Below are 25,336 nucleotides of genomic sequence, written 5' to 3'. Positions count from 1 at the left end.
AGGCGAATCCCGTGTCCACGAAACCCGTTCCGATCCGCGACGACAGCAAGGCCGGTCTTCTGTCCGAACCGCGGCGGCGTCGCATCCTGGAATGGATCGAGGAAGAGGGCTCGGCGCGGGTGCGCGATCTGGCGGTGGCCTTTCAGGTCTCGGAAGCGACGATCCGGCAGGATCTGGAAAAGCTCGAATCCGAGGGCTTCATCACCCGCGAACATGGCGGGGCGTTTCTGAACGCCCCCTCCTCGCGGGCCGAGGGGCTGGTGCTGCATCATCAGGACAACATGGACAAGAAGCGGCGGATCGGGGCCTTGGCCGCCTCGCTCGTCAGCGACGGCGAGACGATCATTCTGGATGCGGGCACGACCACAACCGAGGTGGCGACGCGGCTGGTCACCCGGCGCAACCTGACGGTGATCACCAATGCGCTGAACATCGCGATCATCCTCGGCTCGGTGCCGGGGACGGCGGTGCACATGCCGGGCGGGCAGTTCAAGGCGCCCACCCTGTCGCTCTCGGGCGACAAATCGGTCGATTACTTCCGCAACATCTTTGCCGGAAAGCTGTTTCTGGCCACCGCAGGCGTGGCGCTGGATGCCGGGCTGACTTACCCCAGCTTCGCCGATCTGCAACTGAAGGAAGCGATGATCCGCGCGGCGTCCCGTGTGTATCTGGTCGCCGACAGCACCAAGATCAACAAAAGCTCCTTCACCCGGCTGGGCTCGCTGGCGGTGATCCATGCCTTCATCACCGATGACGGCATTTCCGACAAGGACGCCAAGGAATTCGAGGCCCGCGGCATCGAACTTCTGATCGCGACCTGAGCCCGCCGACCTGAGCTTTCAAGCCGCCGCCAGCAGCGCCTCGGCCACCCGGGTCGAAGTCGCCAGATGCGTGACATAGCCGCCGCGGATCGCCGCAAGGCTGGGCACCACCTTGTCGAGCCCCGGCGTCACCAAAAGCCCCATGTCAAGCCCGACAAGCCGCGGCAGGTCGATGCCGATCATCCGCGCCTCGGTCTCGCCCGGCATCTGCCGCCCCATCGCATCGACAAACCGCCCGCAGATCACCCCCGCCGCGCCGCGCGCGACATGGGCGGCCAGCTCCTCGGGCGTTGCCAGACCGGAACTGACGACATGGCTGTTCTCGCTCACCGTGCCGACGGAAAAGAGAAGCTTGTTCACCCCCTGCAGCGCCTGAAGCTGCGCGCGCAGGATCGGCTCGGCGCGCAATTCCTCGGCCAGCGCCACCCGGCTCAGCACCGCGGGCGCATGCAGGTTCAGACAGCGCGCCCCCAGCCTTTGCGCCAGCCGGGTCGAGCAGGCCTCGGCGGTGAAGCCATAGGGCGTCGCCATCGAGCCCACCAGCTGCAACACTGTCAGATCCGCGATCTCGCGGCTTTCGACCTGCTCGGCCAGATCATAGACGGTGCGGCCCCAGGCCACGCCCAGCCGGTCGCCCGGCGCCAGCAGATCGGGCAGCCACAGCGCCGCGCCGCGCACCACCCGGGCAAAGGCGGCGTCAGCCTCCAGCCCGTCATCGGGCACCACGAAAGCCTCGGCCAGACCGAAGGCCGCGCAAAGTTCCAGCGACAGCCGATGCGCGGTAAAGGCGGGCGCGGCCAAGGTGATGCGAATGAGCCCGGTTTCGCGCGCCTCCTGCAGGTAGTTCACCACCGTCGCGCGCGAAATCCCCAGAGCCTCGGCGATATCCTGCTGGTTGCGGCCATCGTGGTAATACATCCACGCCACCTCGATCACCGCATTCTCGCCGCTGATCCGGCCCAGCGGCCGCCCCAGAGATCGCTTCCGTGTCGTGCCCGCCATCTTGCCCTCCGGGTTTCGCCGTTTGACAAAAATAGGTGACAAAAGTAAGGAAATCCAGCGCCCGTGAGGAAAAGGAGACACCGATGATCCGCAATCTCTGGAGTGACGAGGCCGCCGCGGCGGCGGGCGATGATCTGGGGCTGCGGATTTATTCTTCGCGGCTGATCGGGTCGGACCCGGAGCTGGTGCTGCACGGGGGCGGCAATACCTCCTTGAAGACCGAGGCGGTCGATCTGTTCGGCGAGACGGTTTCGGTCCTGCATGTCAAGGGTTCGGGCCATGATCTGGCGACGATCGACGCGGCCGGCATGCCGGCGGTGCGGCTCGATCCGATGCTGCGGCTGAAGGCCCTCGACGCGGTGGCCGATGAGGTGCTGGTGAAGCTGCAGCGGCTGAACCTGCTCGACCCGTCCGCGCCGAACCCCTCGGTCGAGATGCTGCTGCACGCTTTCCTGCCGCATAAGTTTGTCGATCACACCCATGCGACGCCGTTTCTGGTGCTGGCGAACCTGCCCGAGGCCGAGGCGGCGCTGCGGGAACTGTTCGGCGACAAGATCGCGCTCGTGCCCTTCGTCAAGCCGGGCTTCGGTCTGGCCAAGGCGGGGCTGGCCACCTACGAGGCGAACCCGGGCGTCGAGGCGCTGCTGTTGAAGAACCACGGCCATTTCACCTGGGGGCCGGATGCGAAATCCAGCTATTTCAAGGTGATCGAGCATGCGAACACGGTCGAGGCCTGGTTGGCCGACCGTCGCCCCGCGCCGCTGGTTCCGGCGGCTGCGCTGCCCGTGGCCGAGGTCGCCCCGGTGCTGGCGGGCCTGCGCGGCGCGCTCGCCGCGGCGCTGCCCGAGGAAGCCGCGCTTCCGGTCCTTGATCTGCGCGCCGATGACGCGACGCGGGCCTTTGTGTCCCGCCCCGATCTGGAGGATCTGGCGAAAGCCGGGGTGGTGACGCCCGATCACGTCATCCGCACCAAGGGCGAGGTTCTGATGCTGCGCCGCGATGCGCAAACGCCCGAGGGCATGCGCGCGGCGGTGAGCGATTACGTCACCCGCTACCGCGCCTATTTCGACGCCAACAAGGCGCGGTTCGGCGGCCCGGTGGAAATGCTCACGCCGATGCCGGGGCTGATCTGGCTCGAAGGCATCGGCGCGGTCGGTGCGGGCGCCGATGCGAAGGCCGCGCGGATCGCGGCCGATATCGGCAGCCAATCCGCGCGGGTGAAGGCGGATGGTCTGGTGGCGGGCGGGTTCCGCTCGATTTCCGACGCCGACCTCTTCGACATGGAATATTGGCCGCTGGAACTGGCGAAGCTGGGCACGGCAAAGGCGCCTGCGCTTCAGGGCCGGGTGGTCTTGGTGACGGGCGGCGCGGGCGCCATCGGTCTGGCCACGGCCGAGGCTTTCGCGGCCCTTGGCGCCTCGATCTTCATCGTCGATCGTCCCGGCGCGGCGCTGGAAAAGGCCGTGGCCGGGCTTGGCCGCGATCACGCCGGGCATGGCTGCGACATCACCCAACCGGGCGCGGCGGCGGCGGTGGTGGCGGCCTGTGCGGCGCGGTTTGGCGGGCTGGATATCCTTGTCTCGAACGCCGGGGCGGCGATCACCGGCGATATCGCGACGCTCGATGAACAGGTCCTGCGCGGCAGTTTCGAGCTGAACTTCTTCTCGCATCTGGCGTTTTCGCAAGCCGCCATCGCGCTTTACCGGGCGCAGGCGGCGGGGCGCGGCACCCGCGGCGCCGAGCCGGGGCAGATCCTGTTCAACGTGTCGAAACAGGCAGTCAACCCGGGCAAGGGCTTTGCGGCTTACGGTCTGCCGAAAGCCACCAGCTTCTTCCTGTTGCGGCAACTGGCGCTGGAGCTTGGCCCCGAAGGCATCCGGGTCAACGGGATCAATGCCGACCGCATCCGCTCGGGGCTGCTGACGCCCGAGATGATCGCGGCGCGGTCCTCGGCGCGGGGGATCGACGCGGGGACCTATATGGCGGGCAACCTGCTCAAGGCCGAGGTCGAGGCCCGCCATGTGGCCGAGGCCTTCGTGGCGCTGGCCCGGGCCGAGCGCACGACGGCGCATGTGATGACGGTGGACGGCGGCAACATCGAGGCGGCGCTGCGCTGAACGCGCCGCCGCCCGTCACGGGCTGAAAAGCGGGAAGCAGACGCCCAGCACCCAGGCAAGGCACAACCCCAGCCCCAGCCCCGCCACGGTGGCGCCGGAGCGCCGCGCGATCCAGCGGCCCATCAGCCCATGGACCGAGAAAAAGAGCAGCAACAGCGGCAGCGCGATCAAAAGGAACATCAGCCGGTCGAAATCGAGCGCCGCGGCAAGGGCGAACGAGCCGAACAGGAGCCCCCGCCCGACAACGCGGCGCCACAGCCGCGCATGACCGGCCTCGGTCAGCTGCGCATCGGCGATCAGCGCGGGCACGGTGCCAAAGGCCAGAACCGCGATCAGCACCAGACGCTCGGGCGAGGGCCAGTAGCTCGCCGCATACCGATCCAGCGCCAGGCCAAAGGCGCCGAGGCCCCAGATCAGGAAAAGCCCCACCGGCACCGCCGAAAGCCCCGCCCGCAAGCTGCCCCAGCCGCGCAAAAGCGTGATCTGCAAAAGCCCGTAACAGGCCAGATGCACCATCAGGTAATCGGCGACCAGCACCGGCAGGAAGTCGATGCGAAACCGCGTCAGCACCACCGGCACGATCAGCGCGGGCAGGATCGACGCCAGCAGGAACCGCCCGACCGGCACCGGCGCCGGATCTGCGCGCTTGGGCTGCAGCGCCGCCAGCGGATGCACCGCCAGCACAAGGCCCACGAGCAGCACCAGAATCCAGAGCCCCATCGACGAGACCGCGCCCCCCGAAACCCGGGCATAGGTGGCATCCAGCCAATCCCGCGCCGCCACGACCGCGGTCGGGCTGTAAAGCACGCCCACATGTTCGACATGCGGGGCCACGACCGCCATCCGCGCGACCGGCCCGGCGGTGGCCAGCTCGCCCTCGCCCTTTGCCGGATCGACCTGATGCAGGTACTCAAGCGCAAAGCCGCGCAGGCCGCCCTCCCATTCGCCGGAAATCACCAGAAGCCGGGGCGGCTCGGTCGCGGTGACCGCCTGCGAGAACATCGAGATCGCCACCACGGCCTCGACCGCGGCGCCCGCCTCGGCCTCCTGATGGGCGGCGCGCACCAGAATGTCGGTCGCCATCGAGTGCCCCAGAAGCGAGACGCCGGTCACCCCGGGCAGGGCGCGGGCGGCGGCGATCACGCGGCGCACCTCGGCCACCAGAAAGACCGTCGTGCCGTCGATCTTCGTCACGTCGCCCCGCATCGGCTGCGGATTGCGGCCGTGACCCTCGCTGTCGAAGGCCAGCACCCGATAGCCCGCCTGCGCCAGCCGCAACGAATAGGCCTGCATGATCTGCCGCGACCCGGCGAAACCATGCGCGATGACCACGGCGGGGCCGGTGGCGCCGGGCTGTTCGTAAAGCGTCACCGGGGTTGCGCCGACGGTGAAATCGCTGATCCTCAGCCCCGCCCGGTCGCGTTCGAGCATGAAGACCGAGGTCAGGATCAGCACAAGGGCAAGGGCGAAGGTGGCAAGATGGCGGCGGGGATGGCGCAACGGGAACCTCGGAGAAACTGACATGTCTCTATGTGCGGCAAAGCCCGGGCGGATCAAGGCGACGGATGGCCCCGAAAGTGCGATGCCCCGACCGGAGGATCGGGGCATCGCGTTCGCAGTTTGGAGGATTGACGGGGACGTCTTCACTCAGCCGGATGAGCCGGCCCTCTCGCTGTGCCCGTCTTCCACAGCGAGAAAAGGATACCCGCGGCCAGGATGGCAAAGGTGATGCCAAGCGACCAGGCCGGAGGGAATTTTTCCCAATCCATCGCCTCGGCCACGAAGACCTTGGAGCCGATGAACACCAGAAGCACCGAGAGCGCGTATTTCAGATAGGCGAAGCGGGCGAGGATCGCGGAGAGCGCGAAGTAAAGCGCCCGCAGGCCGAGGATCGCGAAGATGTTCGAGGTGTAGACGATGTAGGGATCGGTGGTGATGGTGAAGACCGCAGGCACCGAGTCGACGGCAAAGACGAGATCGGCCAGTTCGATCATCACCAGCGCCAGTAAGAGCGGCGTGGCGCGGCGGACAAGGCGGCCGGTCTTCGTGTCGGGTTCGGTCACGAAGAAGGCATGGCCATGCGGCTTGTCGGTCACGCGCAGATGGCGGCGCAGGAAGCGGATCAGGCCGTTTTCGGTGATCTCATGCTCTTTGTCGGCCGAAAACAGCATCTTGATGCCGGTCAGGATCAGGAATGCCGCAAAGATGTAAAGCACCCAGTGGTATTCGGCGACCAGCGTCGCGCCAAGGCCGATCATCAGCCCGCGCAGCACGATCACGCCCAGGATGCCCCAGAACAGCACCCGGCGCTGATATTGCCGCGGCACGGAAAAGAAGCCGAAGATCAGCGCGATGACGAAGATGTTGTCGATGGACAGCGATTTCTCGACGACGAAGGCGGTCAGATATTGCGCGGTGGCGGTGGCATCCATCTGCCACCAGACAAAGCCCGCAAACCCGAGCCCGAGCGCGATATACATCGCGGAAAGCCGCAGGCTTTCGGCGATGCCGATTTCATGATCGTCCTTGTTCAACACGCCCAGATCAAGCGCGAGAAGGGTCAGGACCAGACTGATGAAAACCAGCCACATCCACAGCGGCTGGCCAAGAAAGGAAAGAATAAGCAGTTCCACGGGGGCGACCTCTTGTCAGATTTCCGCCGTCTGGTCGCCCGGCTGACGACAGACCATCTGCCGGGCGCGACCATCGAGCGGGTGTCGATGCGGTCCGACATCACGTGGAAGCTTGGAGGAACTTCCGACGCCAGAGGGGCCCGGCCCGCTCCCCATATCTTGGTCACGGCAAGAAGAAGTTCAACCCCCCGGGTGCGACATTTTTTCCATTTTCTTGCGGGCCGGTTTTCGGGCGATGTCGGGGCAGGTACGAATCCGGTGGCGGTTCCCGCCGCAGATCGTTAAGAAGCCATGGCCGGAGATCACGTTCCGGTGACCAGAGTCACACCTGCATGACCAAAACCGAATCCGAGATCCCCGAGCCGGGAGATCACACCCACCGCAAGGGCGGGCTTGCTCTCACCTCTCTGGCCGCGATCGGTGTCGTCTATGGCGATATCGGCACCTCGCCGCTTTACGCCTATCGTGAAGCGATGGTGGCGGCGGGCGCGCATGGCGGCGGCGCCGATCCCGAACACATCCTGGGTGTGCTCTCGGTGATCACCTGGGCGCTGATCATCGTCGTCACGATCAAATATGTCATCATCCTGATGCTGGCCGACAATGACGGCGAGGGTGGGACCTTTTCGCTTCTGGCGCTGGTGCAGCGCGCGATGGGGCGGCCGACGCCGATCGTTCTGGCGCTGGGCATGCTGGGGGCGGGGCTGTTTTACGGCGATGCCGCGGTGACGCCCGCGATCTCGGTTCTGTCCGCGATCGAGGGGCTGAAGCTCGTCACCCCGGCCTTCGAGCCCTTCGTGATCCCGCTTGCCGTGATCATCATCCTGTTCCTGTTCCTGTTTCAAAGCCGGGGCACCTCGGCCGTGGCGAAATTCTTCGGCCCGGTGATGATGGTCTGGTTCACCGCGCTGGCGGTGGGCGGGGCCATGAACCTGATCCAGGCGCCGGTGGTGCTCGAGGCGCTCAACCCGATGCGCGCGGCCGAACTGGTGATGTCGAACGGGATGCTGGGCATCGCGATTCTGGGCGCCGCCTTCCTGGCCGTCACCGGGGCCGAGGCGCTTTATGCAGACCTTGGCCATTTCGGCCGCACGCCGATCCGGGTGTCCTGGCTGGCGGTGGTGATGCCGTCCTTGCTGCTGAACTATTACGGTCAGGGCGCGCTTTTGCTGAGCAATCCGGGCGCGATCGAAAGCCCGTTCTTCCGGCTTTACCCCGAATGGGCGGTGCTGCCGATGATCGTGCTGGCCGCGGCCGCCACCGTCATCGCCAGCCAGGCGGTGATTTCGGGCGCCTATTCGCTGACGCAACAGGGGGTGCAGCTGCGGCTCATTCCGCGGCTGCGGATCCGGCAGACTTCGGAAACGCAGCAGGGCCAGATCTACATGCCCGAGGTGAACTTCTGGCTGATGCTGGGTGTTCTGATGCTGATCGTGGTCTTCGGCTCCTCCTCGGCGCTGGCGGCGGCCTATGGGATCTCCGTCACCGGCGAGATGTGCATCACCTCGATCCTGGTGATGGTGGTGGCGCACAAGCTCTGGAAGCTGCCGGTGGTGCTGGCCGTCGGCCTGATGGTGCCTTTCCTCGCGCTGGATCTGGTGTTCTTCGGCGCCAATTCGATGAAGATCTTCTCGGGCGGCTATGTCTCGCTGGCGATTGCCGGGGGAATGATCCTCCTGATGTGGACCTGGCGGCGCGGCGCGGCGATCATCCTCAAGCTCGAGCGCGAAAACGACGTGCCGCTCGACATGATCTTCCGGCAGATGGATTCGAAGTCGATCTCGAACGTGCCGGGAACGGCGATCTACATGACCGGCACGCCCGACATGGTGCCCGCCGCGATGCTGCACAGCCTCAAGCATTTCAAGGCGCTGCACGAGCATATCGTGATCCTGACCATCGTCACCGAGGATGTGCCGCGCGTCGCCCCGGAAGACCGGGTGAACATGGAAGAGCTGAACGAGCGCTTCCGCAAGGTCGAGCTGCGCTTCGGCTATGCCGAGGAACCCGACGTGCCGAAGGCGCTGTTACAATGCCGCAAGCTGGGCTGGAAATTCGACATCATGGCGACCTCGTTCATCCTGTCGCAACGCTCGCTCAAGCTGTCGGGGCAGCGGCGGATGCCGGCCTGGCAAAGCCTGTTCTTCTTCTATCTGGCCCGCAATGCCACCCGGTCGTCGGATTACTTCCGCATTCCGGCCTCGCGCGTGGTGGAACTGGGCACGCTCGTCAACGTGTGATGACCAAGCCCCCCCTGCCCGGCAGATGCCAGGTTGACGGGGGCGGTCAAATCCATTCTAAGGCCCGCGGTCGATGACGCGCGGGCGCGTGCCCCGCGCCATCGCGACCTGCCCGGTGCCCGCCTCTGGAGAGACCCCTTGACCCCGCGTCTTGCGCTTGCCCTGATCACCGTCACTGCGCTGTCGGCCTGCGGGTCGGACGGCTCGTTCCGGCTTTATCCGCTGAGCGGACCGATCGCCGAGCAGAACCCCTCGATCGCGATTCCGATCGCGATCACCGAGGACAGCGAAACCTCGGGGCAGATCCGTTTCAAGCTGCCCAAGCCGAACAAGACCAAATGCACCGGCACCTGGTCGAGCGTGCAACCGCGGGTCCAGACGCAGGAGCGCGGGCTGTCGCTCAAGCTCAAGGACCTGGGCGGCAGCTACAAGAATTCCACCGCCGATGTCGGCGGCGTCAACACCGGCGAGGTCTATGCCGTTTGCAAGGACGGCACCCGGCTGCAGGGCAGCTTCATCATGGGCTCGGGCACGCAAAGCGGCACCGGCACCGTCACCGACACGCTGGGCAACAGTTACAAGCTGCTGTTCTGATCCGGCCGCGGCGGGGCCGACACCGGCGGCGGCGCGACCTTTCCGGCCGCATCCGGCTGCGGCGCAAGGCATTGGCCGATCCCGGAGGGGCGCGGCGCTTCGCACAGCGGGCCGTCGCGCCGCAGCACCTCGGGCCGCAGCCGCTGCACCCAGCCCGTCACCGACCCCGCCGGAACCTCCGGGCTCAGGAGACGGTGACGAAACGGCCCGCTCGCCTGCCCCGGCGCGGCGGCGGCAAGCACCAGCGTCAGCGCCAGACCGGCCCCCAGCATGGAACGGAAGCAGCGCCCGCAAGCGCGCGGGCGGAAGTTCAAGATTGTCATCGAGTCACCCCAGTGGTTTCGCCGGCCCCCGCCAGCGGCTGCCCGAACCCCGGGGCAGCGACCCGACTTCACCCGAAAGGTCTTAACAACCGTTTATCGCCGCCGCGGTGGCGGGGCGGCCAATCCGCGGCATTTGTCTTGAACTTGCGCGGAGGGTCACAGGCAATGGTGCTCGATGTGCCACAAGAGCGCCAGCGCTTCCTCGTCCTCCTCCTCTTCGAAGAAGGTCATCAGCGCATTGACCTGCGCACCGATGAAACGCAGCCGGTCCAGGCCCATCCGCGCATTCTCGGCCAGTTTGGTCTCGAAATAGGCCACCCAGCGCGAGTCGTTGCCCGCCATCCGCGCCGCCAGCATCTCGCACAGCCGGTCGGCATTGGTGTCGCAGGCGATGCCCATGAAAGTCACGTAACGGTCGGGGGTCTGGTCGTTCATGGCGGAAATCCCTGGCTGCTTTCGTCGTTTCATAGGCAGGGCGGCGGGGGATTTCTGTCAGCCGGATGACACTTCGGCCAGCCGCGCCAGATGGCCCGGATCGTGCAGATGCAGAAGCTGCCGCCCCGGCCGCGACAGCACGCCCGCGCGGATCAGCCGGTTGATCAGCGTCGAGAGCGTCTGCCGCGTCGTGCCAAGTGCCGTCGCCAGCGCCTCGGTCGGGCCGATCAGCCGGATCGTGTCGGCCCCCTGCGCCTGCCGCTCGGCCAGAAGATGGCGGGCCAGCCGCGCCTCGACCGGGCGGAAGGCCAGATCCTCGATCAGATCGAGCGCCCCGCGCAGGATCTGCCCCACCTCGCGAAAGGCGGCGACGCCCATGTCGGGATGGCGCGCCACCAGATCGAGCATCTCGGCCACCGGCCAGCTGCGGATCTGCGCGGGCTCGGCCGCCACCACCCAGACCCGCGTATGGGTGACGAAAAGCCCGCCCGGACGCAGCTGCGCCAAGGTCACCTCGCGCCCGGCGCCGGTCAGGCTCAACCGCACCGCGCCGCTTTCGACCAGGATCAGCCGGTCCGAGGGCGCATCGGGCCGCGCGATCGTCTCGCCCGCGGCGTAGCGGCGGCGCAGACCGCCTTCCAGGCGGGAAATCCAGTCGGAGGAAGGGGCGGGCGGGGGCATCGGGCTTTGGCGCAAGGGGAACCGGGCCAAGGCTAAGCCCGGACCCGCCCCCCGGCAAGCCCGCCCGGCGCGCTGGCATGGCCCTTGCTGCGCGGCTTTCGGGACCTTTCCCTCAACGACAGAAAAGAGGACTGCGATGCCGAATATCACCTTCACCTCGCCCATCATGAAGAAAGACAAGACCATCTATGCGGTGGCGGGCAACACCGCGACGATCCTGGCGCTGGCCAAGGAACATGCGATTCCGATCCCGTTCGAATGCGGCGACGGCGATTGCGCCTCGTGCCTGATCGAGGTCACCCATCTCGACAACAAGCCCGCGATGGCGATGATGCTGACCGAGAAGGAAAAGGCGCGCCTGAAAGAGCTGCAGATGATCACCCCCGAGGAGATCGAGGCGGCCGAAGTCAGCGACGTGCCGCCGCGCTTCCGTCTGGCCTGCCAGTTCATCCCGCGCGATGAAGACGTGATGGTGCATTTCACCGGCACCCCCGGCGGCTCGGTCTGAAACGGCCCAAAGACCGGAAAACCCCGCCGCTCTGGCGGGGTTTTTTCATGCCCGACCGACAGGCTGCACCGACAAAACCCCGCCCGACAGCGGAGGCCCTACAATTTGTCGGGCTTGTCCCATTTCGAACAAAATCCGCAATGCCATGTTTCAAAACGATTATTTGCGAAAACTCCGGTTGGCACGATGGATGCTGAAGAGACTGTGAGCCCGGTCAGGAACCGTCTCGATATTCGTGAAGCACCAACCCCCAAGGGAGCCACACATGGGCAAACTCCGTCAGATCGCCTTCTACGGCAAAGGTGGTATCGGCAAGTCGACCACCTCGCAGAACACCCTCGCCGCGCTGGTCGAGATGGGTCAGAAGATCCTCATCGTCGGCTGCGACCCCAAGGCTGACAGCACCCGTCTGATCCTGAACACCAAGCTGCAGGACACCGTGCTGCACCTCGCCGCCGAAGCCGGTTCGGTCGAAGATCTGGAAGTCGAAGACGTCGTGAAGATCGGCTACAAGGGCATCAAATGCACCGAAGCTGGCGGTCCGGAGCCGGGCGTGGGCTGCGCCGGCCGCGGCGTGATCACCGCGATCAACTTCCTGGAAGAAAACGGCGCCTATGACGATGTGGACTATGTGTCCTACGACGTTCTGGGCGACGTGGTCTGCGGCGGCTTCGCCATGCCGATCCGTGAAAACAAGGCGCAGGAAATCTACATCGTCATGTCGGGCGAGATGATGGCGCTTTACGCCGCCAACAACATCGCCAAGGGCATCCTGAAATACGCGAACTCGGGCGGCGTGCGTCTGGGCGGGCTGATCTGCAACGAGCGCAAGACCGACCGCGAGCTGGAACTGGCCGAAGCGCTGGCCGCCAAACTCGGCTGCAAGATGATCCACTTCGTGCCGCGCAACAACGTCGTGCAACATGCCGAACTGCGTCGTGAAACCGTGATCCAATACGATCCGAACTGCAGCCAGGCGCAGGAATACCGCGAACTGGCCCGCAAGATCCACGAGAACTCGGGCAAGGGCGTCATCCCGACCCCGATCACGATGGAAGAGCTGGAAGAGATGCTGATGGATTTCGGCATCATGCAATCGGAAGAAGATCGCGAAAAGCAGATCGCCGAGATGGAAGCCGCGATGAAGGCCTGAGGCCTGACAGTTCAGGTGGGCAGCCTGCCCACCTTTTCGAAACCTGAAGTGAGGGAGCCAAAAGAATGGCCAAAGATCACGCGGGCGGCCCGGAAGACCTCGAGAACCTGATTGCGGAAGTTCTCGAAGCCTATCCGGCGAAAGCTCAGAAGAAACGCGCCAAGCACCTGTCGGTGGCCGGTGCGACCAGCGAAGACGCCGACGCCGTCACCGGCATCGCGTCGAAATGCGACACGGTGAAATCGAACATCAAATCCGTCCCGGGCGTGATGACGATCCGCGGCTGCGCCTATGCCGGCTCGAAAGGGGTGGTCTGGGGTCCGATCAAGGACATGGTCCACATCAGCCACGGCCCGGTCGGCTGCGGCCACTATTCGTGGAGCCAGCGCCGCAACTACTACACCGGGAAAACCGGCGTGGACAGCTTCGTGACGATGCAGTTCACCACCGATTTCCAGGAAAAGGACATCGTCTTCGGCGGCGACAAGAAGCTGGAAAAGACGATCGACGAGATCAACGAACTGTTCCCGCTGTCGAAAGGGATCACGATCCAGTCGGAATGCCCGATCGGTCTGATCGGCGACGACATCGAGGCCGTTTCGAAGAAAAAGAACAAGGAAATCAACAAGACCATCGTTCCGGTGCGTTGCGAAGGTTTCCGTGGGGTTTCCCAGTCGCTGGGCCACCACATCGCCAACGACGCCGTGCGCGACTGGATCTTCGAGCAGCCCGAGTCGGAAGCGACCAAGGCCTTCGAGCCCGGCCCCTATGATGTCAACATCATCGGCGACTACAACATCGGTGGCGACGCCTGGGCCTCGCGCATCCTGCTGGAAGAAATCGGTCTGAACGTGATCGGCTGCTGGTCGGGCGATGCGACGCTGGCGGAAATGGAACGGGCGCCGAAGGCGAAGCTGAACCTGATCCACTGCTACCGCTCGATGAACTACATCTGCCGCTACATGGAAGAGAAGTATTCGATCGGCTGGATGGAATACAACTTCTTCGGCCCGACGCAGATCGAAGCCAGCCTGCGCGCCATCGGCGCCAAGTTCGACGAAACGATCCAGGCGAATGTCGAAAAGGTCATCGCCAAATATCGTCCGCTGGTCGATGGCATTCTGGCGAAATACAAGCCGCGGCTCGAAGGCAAGTCGGTGATGCTTTACGTCGGCGGTCTGCGTCCGCGCCACGTCGTCACCGCCTATGACGATCTGGGCATGGTGATCGCCGGGACGGGCTACGAATTCGCCCATAACGACGACTACAAGCGCACCGGCCATTACGTCAAGGAAGGCACGCTGATCTATGATGACGTCACCGGCTACGAGCTGGAGAAGTTCATCGAGAAGATCCGCCCCGATCTTGTCGGCTCGGGCATCAAGGAGAAGTATCCGGTGCAGAAGATGGGCATTCCGTTCCGTCAGATGCACAGCTGGGACTACTCGGGCCCCTATCACGGCTACGACGGCTTCGCGATCTTCGCGCGCGACATGGACATGGCGATCAACAACCCCGTCTGGGGCCTGTTCGACGCGCCCTGGGAAAAAGCCCCCATCGCCGCCGAGTGAGCCAAAGGGGGGCGGTGCTGCCGCCCCCACCCTCCCTTCCCCCCGTCGGTGCGTCCCGGAATGCGGACGGCCTTTGACAAGGAATTGACCCATGCCCCAGTCGGCTGACAAGGTGCTCGACCACTCGAAACTGTTCTTCGAGCCTGAATACAAAGAGATGCTCGCCAACAAGAAGGCGACCTTCGAATGCGGCCATTCCGCCGAAACCCTCGCCCAGATCGGCGACTGGACGGCGTCCTGGGAATACCGCGAAAAGAACCTCGCCCGCGAAGCCCTGACCATCAACCCGGCGAAAGCCTGCCAGCCCGTCGGCGCCGTCTTTGCCGCGCAGGGCTATGAAGGCACCCTGCCCTTCGTGCATGGCTCGCAAGGCTGCGTGGCCTATTACCGCTCGCACCTGTCGCGCCACTTCAAGGAACCCTCGGCGGCGGTCTCGTCCTCGATGACCGAAGATGCGGCGGTGTTCGGCGGTCTGACCAACATGGTCGAGGGCCTGGCCAACGCCTATGCGCTTTACAAGCCGAAGATGATCGCCGTTTCGACCACCTGCATGGCCGAAGTCATCGGCGACGACCTCAGCTCCTTCATCATCAAGGCGAAAGAGGCCGAAAGCGTCCCGGTCGATTTCCCGGTGCCCTTCGCCCACACCCCGGCCTTCGTCGGCTCGCATGTGGATGGCTACGACAACACGCAAAAAGGCATCCTGTCGCTGTTCTGGACCGGCGCCGAGCGCGTGGCGAATGACAGCCTGAACATCATCCCGGGCTTCGACGGTTACGCCGTGGCGAACAACCGCGAAATCAAGCGCCTGCTGGATACGATGGGCGTTGATTTCACCTTCCTGTCGGACGTGTCGGAAGTCTACGACACCCCCTCGGACGGGCATTACCGCATGTATGCGGGCGGCACCAAGCTGGAAGACGCGAAAGCCGCGGTGAACGCCAAGGCGACGCTCTCGATGCAGGAATACTGCTCGCCGAAGACGATGGAATATGTCGCGACCACCGGGCAGGAAACCGCCGTCTTCAACTACCCGATGGGCGTTGGCGCCACCGACAGCTTCCTGATGAAGGTTTCGGAACTGACCGGCAAGGCGATCCCGGACAGCATCAAGCTGGAGCGCGGCCGTCTGGTTGACGCGATCGCCGACAGCCAGGCTTACCTGCACGGCAAGACCTTCTCGATCTTCGGCGACCCGGACTTTGTTCTGGGCATGGCGAAGTTCATCATGGAGATGGGCGGCGAGCCGGTGCATTGCCTTGCCACCAACGGCTCGAAGAAATGGGCCAAGCAGATGGAAGACGTTCTGGCCGCCTCGCCCTTTGGCAAGCAAGGTCAGGTCTGGGCGGGCAAGGATCTGTGGCACATGCGCAGCTTCCTGATGACCGAACCGACCGATTTCCTGATCGGCTCGTCCTACGGCAAATATCTGGAACGCGACACCGGCATCCCGCTGATCCGTCTGACCTTCCCGATCTTCGACCGTCACCACCACCACCGCTTCCCGACCTGGGGCTATCAGGGCGGCCTGACGGTTCTGGTGAAGATCCTCGACGCGATCTTCGTCAAGGCCGACGCCCGCGCCGGTGACTGGGGCAAGACCGACATCAGCTTCGATCTGACCCGCTGAGCAAGACTTTCTCTCGACCTGGGCCGGCAGTTTCGACTGCCGGCTTTTTTCATGTCGGCCCCCCGCGCCCGGCGCAGGACATGGCCACCCGGCCCGGTTTTCCGCCTTTGCAACAATGTCTGTCGCAAATCCCCCAATGTCGGCCTGAAGCTTGCTTGGGGCCCCCGATAGGGTTGGCACGCTTCTTGCTGGATCATTTCTGAAGCCTCAACCGATCAAAAAGGGGGATGCGATGAAGGATCTGCTCGACGAGAGCCTTGCGCTTGAAACCACCGCGGCGCCCACACGCCCCGCCGCGCCACCCGCCGCCGCGGCCCTGGCCGCCCGGCAGGCCGTAGGCGGCAAGGCCCCCGACACTGCCGCGTTCCTCGCGAATTTCGTCAAGATCGGAGAGATCGCCGCCCCGAAAGCCCCGGCGGCGCCGCTCTTTTCGCCCGAGGACGAACCCGCGGTGGTCGCCGAACTGATCGCCGCGATGCGCCCGATGTTCCAGCGCGACGGCGGCGACATCGAGCTGATCGGCATCACCGGCGCCACCGTGCAGGTGCGGCTCTCGGGCAGCTGCGCGGGCTGCATGATGTCGGCACGCACGCTTTCGACGGTGCAGCACCGGCTGATCGAAACCCTGGGCCGCCCGGTCCGGGTCGTCCCCGAGATCCGGCACTGAGATGCGCCCCCGTCGTTCCGCCGAAAAATGCAGCACAGCCCAAGGCGGCGCGACGCGGATTTCGGCAACGCCCCCTTTCTTCACCTGCGGCGCCCTGCCGCCCCACGCAATGACCCGAGTTTGAGATAGGTTGTCCCCATGGAACTCGCGCAGACGCTTTCCCAACGGCAAACGATGCAGATGGCGGGGCAGATGCTCCATTCCCTCGCCATCCTTGGCATGTCGTCGCAGGATTTGTCCGAGCATCTGACCGAACAAGCCACGTCGAACCCCTTTCTGACCTACCGCGCCCCGCCCGCCTTCCTGGCCCGCGGCGGCGAGGATTTCGACGCCGTCGCCGCGGTGGCTGCGCACAAGCCCAGCCTGATGGCCCATGTGATCGACCAGATCGAGATGGCCTTCACCGACACCGCCGACCGGTTGCTGGCGCTGCGCTTCGCCGAGGCGCTGGAACCGAGCGGCTGGCTGGGCCAGAGCGTCGACAGCATTGCGCTGGCCGCGGGGGTCAGCCCCGCCCGCGCCGACATCGTGCTTTCGGTGCTGCAGGGCTTCGAGCCCACCGGCCTCTTCGCCCGCGACCTCTCGGATTGCCTGATCCTGCAGGCGCGCGAAGCCGACATCCTGACCTGGGAAGTCGAAACGCTGATCCGCAACATTCCGCTGATCGCGGAAAACCGGCTCGCCGATCTGGCCGATCTGTGCGATTGCGACATTGCCGACATCCCGGAAATCATCAAGCAGATCCGGCACTTGAACCCGAAGCCGGGGCTTGCTTTCGATCATCAGCCGACGCCGGTCTTTCCGCCCGATCTGATCGCGCTGCGCGGGCCCGAGGGCTGGACGGTGGAACTGAACCGCGCCACCTCGCCCACGATCACCGTGCGCGAGGATCGCCTGGCCGATGGCAGCGCCGATGCGAAGGCGCGGGCGGAACGGCGCAAGGCGCTGGCCGAGGCCCGGGCGCTGGCGCAGGCGCTGGAACGGCGCGGCGACACGCTGTTGCGCACGGCGGCCGTGCTGGTCGCGCGGCAATCGGCTTTCCTCGACAAGGGGCCCGCGCATCTGGTGCCGCTGACGCTGGAAGATGTGGCCTCGGAACTGGGTCTGCATGCGTCAACGATCTCGCGCGCGGTCTCGGGACGGATGATCCAGACCCAGACCCGGGCGCTGCCGCTGCGGGCGTTCTTTTCCCGCGCGGTCTCGACCCAGGGCGGCGGCGAGGCGGTCTCGCGCGACTCTGCGCTTGATTTCGTGCAGCGCACCGTGGGCTCGGAAGACCCGCAGAACCCGCTTTCGGATGATGCGATCGTGACACTGGCCGAACGCGCCGGGCTGCGGATCGCCCGGCGGACGGTAGCGAAATACCGCTCGACGCTGGGGCTTGCCTCGTCTTACGAACGCCGCCGCGCCGCCGCCGCGCGCTGAGTCTGTCGAAACCGACCCTTGCCAGACCGAAAGCGCCATTTTTTGCGGCACTTCGGTCTGCGTCGCTTCAAAGTTGTGCTTAACGGCCGATCAATCACCCTCAAGTCGCGACATATTGGCACCCGGGACTGTTTGCGCCGTGCATCCGGGCGCAGGCTTGACCATGTCTCGACATGTCCGCCACGGCCCCCGACCGCGCCCGAAACGACCCCGCAGCGACGCCTGCGGCACCCCATGGGAGGGGGTGTGGGTCGTTCGCGCCGCCCGGGGCCCGGCCAGCGAGGGAGAAAGTGATGATCGACATCCGGGAATGTCTGGTGCCCAAACCGCAGGAAAAACGCCGCTCGGCGCGGGCCACCGCCGACCGTTTGGCTCTGGACGCGCTTTACGAGATCGCGAAGACCTTTGCGGCGGCGCCCGATCCTGTGGCGGAGGTGCCGCAGATCTTCAACGTGCTGTCCTCCTTCCTTGATCTGCGCCATGGCGTGCTCGCCCTGCTGGCCGAACCGGGCGAGGGGGTTGGGGTGAACCCTTACGTCATCGCCGCGACGGCGTTTCAGCGCAGCCCCGATGCGCCTGCCTCGGATGTGCTGCCCGATGCCGTGGCGCGGATCGTCTTTCGCTCCGGCGTGCCCTTCGTCAGCTTCGATCTGGCGGCCGAATTCGGCGAAGAGGCGGTGCCGAAACGGCTGCGCGACGCGGGCCAGACCCTCATCGCCGTGCCGCTGCGCGACCCCGAACGCAGCCATTTCGTGCTGGGCGTGCTCGCCGCCTATCGCAGCCATGACCACAACCGGTCGGGCTTTTCCGACGCCGATGTGCGGGTGCTGACCATGGTCGCCTCGCTTCTGGAGCAAGCCCTGCGCTTCCGCCGCCGCATCGCGCGCGACCGCGAACGGGCGCTGGAAGACACCCGCCGCATGCTGCAGACGGTGACCGAGCAACGCGGCCCGGCGGCGCCCGTCAGCCTTGACGGCATCGTCGGATCGAGCCCCGCCATCGCCGAGGTGGTGGCGCAGATCAAGCGCGTCGCCTCCACCCGGATGCCGGTTTTGCTGCGCGGCGAAAGCGGCACCGGCAAGGAATTGTTCGCCCGCGCCGTGCATGCCCAAAGCCCCCGCGCGAAGGGGGCCTTCATCCGCGTCAACTGCGCGGCTTTGTCGGAAACCCTTCTGGAATCGGAACTTTTCGGCCACGAGAAAGGCGCCTTCACCGGCGCCACCGCGCTGAAGAAGGGCCGGTTCGAACTGGCCGATGGCGGCACGCTCTTCCTTGACGAGATCGGCGAGATCAGCCCGGCCTTTCAATCGAAACTGCTGCGCGTGCTGCAGGAGGGCGAGTTCGAACGCGTCGGCGGGTCGAAGACGATCAAGGTCGATACCCGCATCGTCGCCGCGACGAACCGCGATCTGGAAGATGCCGTCGCGCGCGGCCAATTCCGCGCCGATCTTTACTTCCGCATCTGTGTCGTGCCGATCGTGCTGCCGCCCTTGCGCAACCGCAAAAGCGACATCAAGCCCCTCGCGCAGCTGTTCCTCGACCGGTTCAACAAGCAAAACGCCACCAATGTCAAATTCGCCGCCGATGCCTTTGACCAGATCTGCCGCTGCCAGTTTCCGGGCAATGTGCGCGAGCTGGAAAACTGCGTGAACCGGGCCGCGGCGCTCTCGGATGGCGAGATCGTTCTGGCCGAGGAGCTGGCCTGTCGGCAGGGCGCCTGCCTTTCGGCGGAACTGTTCCGGCTGCAGGACGGGGCCTCGCCGATCGGCGGGCTGGCGGTGGGGCGGGTGATCACGCCGACGGTCCGGGTGAGCGCGCCGCCGCCCTCTGCTCCCGCGGCGCCCCTGCCCGAGCCGGTGGCCGCGCCGCCCGAGCCGGCCGCGCGCGACGAGGTGCAGCTGCGCACCAAGACCGCGCAGCTGAGCCGCGAAGAGCTGGTGAAGGCGCTGGAAAGCGCGGGCTGGGTGCAGGCCAAGGCGGCGCGACTTCTGGGCATGACGCCGCGCCAGATCGCCTATGCGCTGCAGAAATTCGAGATCGAGCTGCGCAAGATCTGAGGGCGGTTGGCAGACGCGACAGGCCCCGGCTTCGGCCGGGGTCTTTGTTTGCGCCCCCCTCTCGCGCATCCCTGTCGCGCCCGCCTGTCGCATTCCCGACAAAAGCGCAGGTTTTGTGCCAATCGCCCCGCCGTGGGCCTGGCACGGTTCTTGCTTCATCCCTGTTGACCCAAGCGGGACCAGAACGGAGAGCAGCATGTCGGACAATGTCGTGGCCCTTGGCACCCTGGCGATCGGCTCGAAGGAGAGCCTCTCGGCCGCGATGGCCTCTGGCGGCTGTTCCTCGACCGGATCGGCAACCGGCTGTGGCAGCAAGGAAAAACCCGAAGACATGGACCCGGCGACCTGGGCCAAGGTCAAGGATCACCCCTGCTATTCCGAAGAGGCGCATCATTATTTCGCGCGCATGCATGTGTCCGTCGCGCCCGCCTGCAACATCCAGTGCAATTACTGCAACCGCAAATACGATTGTTCGAACGAAAGCCGCCCCGGCGTCGTGTCGGAACGCCTGACGCCCGCGGAGGCCGCGCGCAAGGTGATTGCCGTGGCCAACGAAGTGCCGCAGCTCTCGGTTCTGGGCATCGCGGGGCCGGGCGACAGCGCCTATGACTGGCTGAAAACAAAGGAAACCTTCCGGCTGGTGACGGAACAGATCCCGGATATCAAGCTCTGCCTGTCCTCGAACGGGCTTTCGCTGCCCGATCATCTGGATGAGCTGGTCGAGATGAATGTCGATCACGTCACCATCACCATCAACATGATCGACCCCGAGGTGGGGGCGCAGATCTACCCCTGGATCTTTTACAATCGCAAGCGGATCTATGGCGTGGAGGCGAGCCGCATCCTGCACGAACGGCAGATGGAGGCGCTCGACGGCCTCGTCGCCCGCGGCATTCTGGTCAAGGTGAACTCGGTGCTGATCCCGGGCATCAATGACGCGCATCTCTTGGAGGTGAACCGCGAAGTCAAACGCCGCGGCGCGTTTTTGCACAACATCATGCCGCTGATTTCGGCGCCCGAACATGGCACGCACTTCGGCCTGACCGGGCAGCGGGGGCCCACCGCGGCCGAGCTTCTGGCGGTGCAGGAGGCCTGCGCGGGCGGCGCCAATCTGATGAAGCACTGCCGCCAATGCCGCGCCGATGCGGTGGGGCTTCTGGGCGAAGACCGCGGTCAGGAATTCACCCTGGACCTCGTGCCCGAGGCGCCGGTCTATGACCCCGCCGCGCGGGACACCTATCGCGACTGGGTGGGCGCCGAACGCGAAGACCGCCGCGCCGCCGCCGAAGCGGCACAGGCCGCGACCGAGGCTGCGGTGGCGGCCACGTCGCCGAAACTCCTCGTCGCGGTGACGACGCAGGGCGGCGGCCGGATCAACCAGCATTTCGGCCACGCCAGCGAATTCCAGGTCTTCGAGGTCGACGCGACGGGCGTGCGTTTCGCCTTCCACCGCCGCTGCGACAATTACTGCGTCGATGGCGGCGGCGAGGAAGACCGGCTCGACCGCGTCATTGCGGCGCTTGAAGGGATCGACACGGTTCTGGTGGCGAAGATCGGCGACTGCCCGCGCGAGGGCCTGGCCGCGGCCGGCATCACCGCCCGCGACGACTGGGCCCATGACTACATCGAACCCGCCATCCTTGCGCTTTACCGCGAAAGAATGGCCGAAAAACAAGCCCAAACAGCCTGAGGATCAGGCCGGGCCAATCCAGACGGCGACATCGCGCGGCGGCGCGGTAAAGGGGGCCGAGGTCACCAGAACCTGCGCCCCCGCCGCCGCATAGGCGGCGGCATTCGCCGCGGTGATGCCCCCCGCCGCCGCGATGTGCCCGCGCCAGTCCGGGTCCAGACCGGCGACGACCGCCGCCACCTGCTCGGGCGGGAATTTCTCCAGCTGCAGCACCTCGGCCCCGGCCCGCGCCGCGGCAAGGGCTTCGGCGACATCGGCGACCTCGACCACCACCTTGCGTTCGGGGCAGGTCGCGCGCAGCCGGGAAATCTGCGCCGCCAAGGCATCCTCGCCGCCAAAGACGCGATGCTCGGCGAAGAGCAGCACGCTGTCCGAAAGCCCGGTGCGATGCACCGTCGCCCCGCCCGCCGTCACCGCGCGCAAGGACAGCGCCCGCGTGCCCGGCACCGATTTGCGGGTGCAGGCAACGGTCACCGCCGGATTCACCGCCTGTGCCGCAGCGACGATCGCCGCCGCCGAAGAGGCCAGCCCCGAGGCCCATTCGATCAGGTTTTGCGCCACTTTCCAGCCCGCCAGCAGCGCCTCGACCTGACCGCGGGCGAAAAGCAGCATCTCGCCGCCCTCGACCTGCCGCCCCGAGGCGGTGGCGATCCAGGCCTCGGCGCCCAGAAGCTGCAGGATGCGCACGGCCTCCTCGGAACAGGCGACGGTCATGGCCCCGCGTGCCCGCATCGTCAGCTCGCCCGCCTCGCTGGCCAGCCCCAGACTGCGCGTCGTCAGATCGCCCGCGGGCACGTCTTCGCGAATGAGCGCCATCAGCGCGGTGTCGTCGATCAGGAACATCCCCTACCCTCCGGTTTGCGCAGGCGCGCTCAGCGCCATCGCCTTGAGCCGCGCCACCACCTTTTCCCCGGGCTGAAAGCCCAATCCGTCCCAGGACTTGCGCGACACCCGGGCGAGCAGGCTTGCCCCCTCGCCCGCCGTGCCCAGCGCCAGACGCACGGTGACCTGATAGCCCGCGGCCGCCTCGGCGCCAAGGATCACCGCGGGCAGCGCGTTCAAAATCGTGGTATCGGAGGGCGCATGGCGGCCAAGGCTGACATCGGTCGCAGGCACCCGCAGCCGCCGCCGCGTGCCGATCGGACCCAGCAGCCCCGGAACCACGATCACCCCCCCGGGCACCTGCAATTCGCTGAGCCCATAGCGGGGATCGACGGCGATCACCGCCCCCTCGATCACCGCGGCAAGGTCGGGGCGATGGATGAGCGGCAGGGCCGGATCGGCCTGCATCGTGGCGATCGGCCCCGCCGCGCGCACCCGGCCCGCCTCCATCAAGACCAGCGTATCGGCCAGCCGCTCGACCTCGGCCAGATCGTGGCTGACCAGGATCACCGGCATCTTCAGGCTGGCATGCAGCCGTTCCAGATAGGGGAGGATATCGTCGCGCGAGATCCGGTCGAGCGCCGAAAGCGGCTCGTCCATCAAAAGGAGTTCCGGTTGCGACAGAAGCGCCCGGCCGATGGCGATGCGCTGCCGCTCGCCGCCCGACAGCGTCGCGGTGGGGCGGGTCAGAAGCGGTGCGATGCCGAGAAGCCGGGTGACCTCCGCCTCGGTGATGCGCAGCGAGCCGCGGGCGCGTTTCAGCCCGTAGATCAGGTTTTGATGCACCGAAAGATGGGTGAAAAGGCTGGCTTCCTGAAACACATAGCCCACGGCGCGGCGGTGCGGCGGGGTGATGTGGCGGCCCTCCTGCCAGGTCGCGCCATTCACCCGCAGATGCCCGCCCGGCAGCCGCATCAGCCCCGCCATGCAGCGCAGAACCGTGGTCTTGCCGCAGCCCGAGGGACCGAAGAGCGCCGTGACCCCCTGCCCCGGCACCTCGAAGGCGGCCTCAAGCGCAAAATCGCCCAACTGCCCGCTGAACCGTGCCGAAATCATCGCCGTCCCCCGCTGCCGGTGCCGAAGCGCCGCTCGATCAGCATCATGGCGAGGATCACCACGAAAGACATCGCCAGCATGCCGCCCGCCAGCACATGCGCCTTGTCCCATTCCAGCGTCTCGACATAGTCGAAAATGGTGACCGACAGCACCTTGGTCCGCCCCGGAATGCCGCCGCCGATCATCAGGACGACGCCGAATTCGCCGACGGTATGGGCAAAGCCCAGGATCGCCCCGGTGATCAGCCCCGGGGTCGCCTGCGGCAGGGCCACGGTGAAGAACGCATCGAGCGGCGAGGACCGCAAGGTCGCCGCCACCTCCATCGGGCGCGGCCCCATGGCGGCAAAGGCGTTGCGGATCGGATTGACGACAAAGGGCAGCGAATAGACGACCGAGCCGACGACCAGCCCCGCGAAGGTGAAGGAAAGCTTGAAGCCCAGGAGATCGGTCAAGGGCGAATTCGGCCCCATCGCGATCAGGAGATAAAAGCCCAGCACCGTCGGCGGCAGCACGATCGGCAGCGAGACCAGCGTGGCGACGATTTCCTTCCACAGCCCACCGCCACGCGCCAGCCACCAGGCCAGCGGCGTGCTGATCAGCAACAGCAAGACCGTCGTCACCGCCGCCAGTTTCAGCGTCAGCACCAGCGTTTGCAACATCTCGGGATCGAGCAGGGGGATCTCCGTCATAGGGCCTGTTTCGCAAGTTAGCCGCGTTTCGCGCGGATTTCGAGAGGCCACGACCGGCGCGGCACGGCCCGGGCGGGCAAGACGGCGGGGGGCATGGCGGTCATCAGCCCGCCATCACGGCATCGCCAGAATGACATGGCTGGCCTTGAAAAGCGCGGTGGCGGGTTGCCCCGGGGCCAGCCCCAGCGCATCGGCGCTGGTGTGGGTGATCACGGCGGTGATCGACTTGCAATTGCCCAGATCCAGGATGATTTCGGTGTTCACCGGCCCGTCGGTGCGGGCGGCGACGATGCCGGTCAGCCGGTTGCAGGCGGAAATCCGGCCCGGATCGCCCCCCGCCGCCAGCATCACGAAACTGGCCTTGATCAGCGCAAAGACCTGCACGCCCGGCGCCAACCCCATGTCACTGACCGAGCGTTCGGTGATCACCGCGGTCAGCGCATGGCCATCGGTCAGGGCCAGTTCCACCTCGGCATTCACCGCGCCCGGGGTGACGCGGGTGACGGTGCAGCGCAGCGTGTTGCGGTTCGATGTGCGCATGGTCAGGCTCCAAAGGGTCGTCAGCGCCTGTTCGGGCGCGCTGGCCAGATTGCCCTCGAAGGCCGAAAGCGCCTTTGAAAGCGCGCCTTCCAGATGGTCGAAACCCTCGATCACGGCGCGGCCGGTTTCGGTCACACGGGCATTGCCACCGGTGCGCCCGCCTGGCGCGGCCTCGACCAGGGGGCGCTCGAACAGGTTGTTCAGCGTGCCCACCGCATCCCAGGCGGTCTTGTAGGACAGGCCCACCTCGCGCGCGGCGGCGGCGATGGTGCCGGTGCGGGCGATCGCTTCAAGCAGCCGGATCCGCTCGCTGCCCACCCGCGGGGCGCCGGCACGTTGCAGGCTGAGGGCGGCGGTGAGGGGCTGGTCGGTCATGGCGGCTCCGAAAGGTGTTTCGCTATGTATCCTGACCTAATAGCGGTGCCGCACGGGGAACGGCAGGGGCATCTCTGCCGCAACGGGCCGCGTTATCACCCACGCCCACAGATCCCATGCCAAGCGCCGCCAAATCAGGCGCCACCGCGGCCTTTGCCCAAAAAACGGGCCAAATGCGAAGACTCCGCCCGCGCAGGCAGGCCCGGCCCCGAGTCGCCCCATCGCGACAGTGGCCCTTGCGGCCGGT

General features: G+C 66.1%; 22 protein-coding genes. 12 read left to right on the top strand and 10 right to left on the bottom strand.

The features are described from left to right. The first annotated feature begins 11 nt into the window (after positions 1-11). Positions 12-821: a DeoR/GlpR family DNA-binding transcription regulator gene (locus ACTTAG_RS03110; protein ID WP_444464147.1), complete on the top strand. Its 810-nt coding sequence runs from the start codon at positions 12-14 to the stop codon at positions 819-821. A gap of 18 nt (positions 822-839) precedes the next feature. On the opposite strand, the gene ACTTAG_RS03105 is transcribed toward ACTTAG_RS03110, so the two are convergent. Further along, complete coding sequence (locus ACTTAG_RS03105) at positions 840-1,823, bottom strand: sugar-binding transcriptional regulator (protein ID WP_444464146.1); 984 nt, start codon at positions 1,821-1,823, stop codon at positions 840-842. Between the two features lie 83 nt (positions 1,824-1,906). Here ACTTAG_RS03105 and ACTTAG_RS03100 point away from each other — a divergent pair, with 83 nt between their 5' ends. Further along, on the top strand, positions 1,907-3,940 hold the full coding sequence (locus tag ACTTAG_RS03100; protein ID WP_444464145.1) for a bifunctional aldolase/short-chain dehydrogenase: 2,034 nt from the start codon (positions 1,907-1,909) through the stop codon (positions 3,938-3,940). Positions 3,941-3,955: 15 nt separating this feature from the next. Here ACTTAG_RS03100 and ACTTAG_RS03095 read toward each other — a convergent pair whose 3' ends face one another. Further along, positions 3,956-5,440, bottom strand: a complete 1,485-nt coding sequence (locus ACTTAG_RS03095; RefSeq protein WP_444464144.1) for an alpha/beta hydrolase — start codon at positions 5,438-5,440, stop codon at positions 3,956-3,958. A gap of 143 nt (positions 5,441-5,583) precedes the next feature. After that, positions 5,584-6,573: a TerC family protein gene (locus ACTTAG_RS03090; RefSeq protein ID WP_444464143.1), complete on the bottom strand. Its 990-nt coding sequence runs from the start codon at positions 6,571-6,573 to the stop codon at positions 5,584-5,586. Positions 6,574-6,905: 332 nt separating this feature from the next. Between ACTTAG_RS03090 and ACTTAG_RS03085 the strand changes: the two genes are divergently transcribed. Both ACTTAG_RS03085 and ACTTAG_RS03080 read left to right on the top strand, forming a co-directional pair. Beyond that, entirely contained in the window at positions 6,906-8,813 is a 1,908-nt protein-coding gene (locus ACTTAG_RS03085) for a potassium transporter Kup (protein WP_444464142.1), read from the top strand. Between the two features lie 138 nt (positions 8,814-8,951). Continuing rightward, entirely contained in the window at positions 8,952-9,407 is a 456-nt protein-coding gene (locus ACTTAG_RS03080) for a hypothetical protein (protein WP_444464141.1), read from the top strand. On the opposite strand, the gene ACTTAG_RS03075 is transcribed toward ACTTAG_RS03080, so the two are convergent. The 3 genes from ACTTAG_RS03075 to ACTTAG_RS03065 form a co-directional block, all read right to left on the bottom strand. Next, positions 9,389-9,730, bottom strand: a complete 342-nt coding sequence (locus tag ACTTAG_RS03075) for a hypothetical protein (protein WP_444464140.1) — start codon at positions 9,728-9,730, stop codon at positions 9,389-9,391. The two genes, ACTTAG_RS03080 and ACTTAG_RS03075, sit on opposite strands and share 19 nt — an antisense overlap. A gap of 156 nt (positions 9,731-9,886) precedes the next feature. Continuing rightward, the gene (gene cowN, locus ACTTAG_RS03070; protein WP_444464139.1) at positions 9,887-10,165 is read right to left on the bottom strand and encodes a N(2)-fixation sustaining protein CowN; all 279 of its coding nucleotides are present in this window, start codon (positions 10,163-10,165) and stop codon (positions 9,887-9,889) included. Positions 10,166-10,222: 57 nt separating this feature from the next. After that, positions 10,223-10,846 carry a Crp/Fnr family transcriptional regulator gene (locus tag ACTTAG_RS03065; RefSeq protein ID WP_444464138.1) on the bottom strand — a complete coding sequence of 208 codons (624 nt, stop codon included), beginning with the start codon at positions 10,844-10,846 and terminating at the stop codon, positions 10,223-10,225. Positions 10,847-10,982: 136 nt separating this feature from the next. On the opposite strand from ACTTAG_RS03065, the gene fdxD reads away from it, so the two are divergent. The 8 genes from fdxD (at position 10,983) to nifB (ending at position 21,547) form a co-directional block, all read left to right on the top strand. Then, positions 10,983-11,354 carry a ferredoxin FdxD gene (gene fdxD, locus ACTTAG_RS03060; RefSeq protein WP_444464137.1) on the top strand — a complete coding sequence of 124 codons (372 nt, stop codon included), beginning with the start codon at positions 10,983-10,985 and terminating at the stop codon, positions 11,352-11,354. 265 nt (positions 11,355-11,619) lie between these two features. After that, a complete protein-coding gene (nifH, locus tag ACTTAG_RS03055) occupies positions 11,620-12,507 on the top strand; it encodes a nitrogenase iron protein (RefSeq protein ID WP_110806937.1) in 888 nt (295 codons plus the stop codon). 65 nt (positions 12,508-12,572) lie between these two features. Continuing rightward, positions 12,573-14,078 carry a nitrogenase molybdenum-iron protein alpha chain gene (gene nifD / locus ACTTAG_RS03050; RefSeq protein ID WP_444464136.1) on the top strand — a complete coding sequence of 502 codons (1,506 nt, stop codon included), beginning with the start codon at positions 12,573-12,575 and terminating at the stop codon, positions 14,076-14,078. Between the two features lie 91 nt (positions 14,079-14,169). Continuing rightward, a complete protein-coding gene (nifK, locus tag ACTTAG_RS03045; RefSeq protein WP_444464135.1) occupies positions 14,170-15,708 on the top strand; it encodes a nitrogenase molybdenum-iron protein subunit beta in 1,539 nt (512 codons plus the stop codon). 232 nt (positions 15,709-15,940) lie between these two features. Next, complete coding sequence (locus ACTTAG_RS03040) at positions 15,941-16,375, top strand: NifU family protein (RefSeq protein WP_444464134.1); 435 nt, start codon at positions 15,941-15,943, stop codon at positions 16,373-16,375. 138 nt (positions 16,376-16,513) lie between these two features. Further along, positions 16,514-17,800: an RNA polymerase factor sigma-54 gene (rpoN, locus tag ACTTAG_RS03035; RefSeq protein ID WP_444464133.1), complete on the top strand. Its 1,287-nt coding sequence runs from the start codon at positions 16,514-16,516 to the stop codon at positions 17,798-17,800. A 293-nt stretch (positions 17,801-18,093) separates the two neighbouring features. Further along, positions 18,094-19,857, top strand: a complete 1,764-nt coding sequence (gene nifA / locus ACTTAG_RS03030; RefSeq protein ID WP_444464132.1) for a nif-specific transcriptional activator NifA — start codon at positions 18,094-18,096, stop codon at positions 19,855-19,857. 196 nt (positions 19,858-20,053) lie between these two features. Then, the gene (gene nifB, locus ACTTAG_RS03025; RefSeq protein WP_444464131.1) at positions 20,054-21,547 is read left to right on the top strand and encodes a nitrogenase cofactor biosynthesis protein NifB; all 1,494 of its coding nucleotides are present in this window, start codon (positions 20,054-20,056) and stop codon (positions 21,545-21,547) included. Between the two features lie 3 nt (positions 21,548-21,550). Here the strand turns inward: nifB and modD are convergent, their stop codons facing one another. The 4 genes from modD to ACTTAG_RS03005 all read right to left on the bottom strand — a co-directional run bounded on the left by modD (position 21,551) and on the right by ACTTAG_RS03005 (position 25,089). Beyond that, complete coding sequence (gene modD / locus ACTTAG_RS03020) at positions 21,551-22,390, bottom strand: ModD protein (protein ID WP_444464130.1); 840 nt, start codon at positions 22,388-22,390, stop codon at positions 21,551-21,553. A gap of 3 nt (positions 22,391-22,393) precedes the next feature. Then, positions 22,394-23,485 carry a molybdenum ABC transporter ATP-binding protein gene (modC, locus tag ACTTAG_RS03015; RefSeq protein WP_444464129.1) on the bottom strand — a complete coding sequence of 364 codons (1,092 nt, stop codon included), beginning with the start codon at positions 23,483-23,485 and terminating at the stop codon, positions 22,394-22,396. After that, positions 23,482-24,174, bottom strand: a complete 693-nt coding sequence (gene modB / locus ACTTAG_RS03010; RefSeq protein ID WP_444464128.1) for a molybdate ABC transporter permease subunit — start codon at positions 24,172-24,174, stop codon at positions 23,482-23,484. The genes modC and modB overlap by 4 nt, the downstream gene beginning before the upstream one ends. Before the next feature lie 114 nt (positions 24,175-24,288). Continuing rightward, a complete protein-coding gene (locus tag ACTTAG_RS03005; RefSeq protein ID WP_444464127.1) occupies positions 24,289-25,089 on the bottom strand; it encodes a TOBE domain-containing protein in 801 nt (266 codons plus the stop codon). Between the last annotated feature and the right edge of the window lie 247 nt (positions 25,090-25,336).

The organism is Rhodobacter capsulatus, assembly GCF_052363185.1.
GTDB lineage: Bacteria > Pseudomonadota > Alphaproteobacteria > Rhodobacterales > Rhodobacteraceae > Rhodobacter > Rhodobacter capsulatus_E.
Note: the sequence above shows the minus strand (reverse complement) of the source record. Positions and strands in the feature narration are given on the sequence as shown.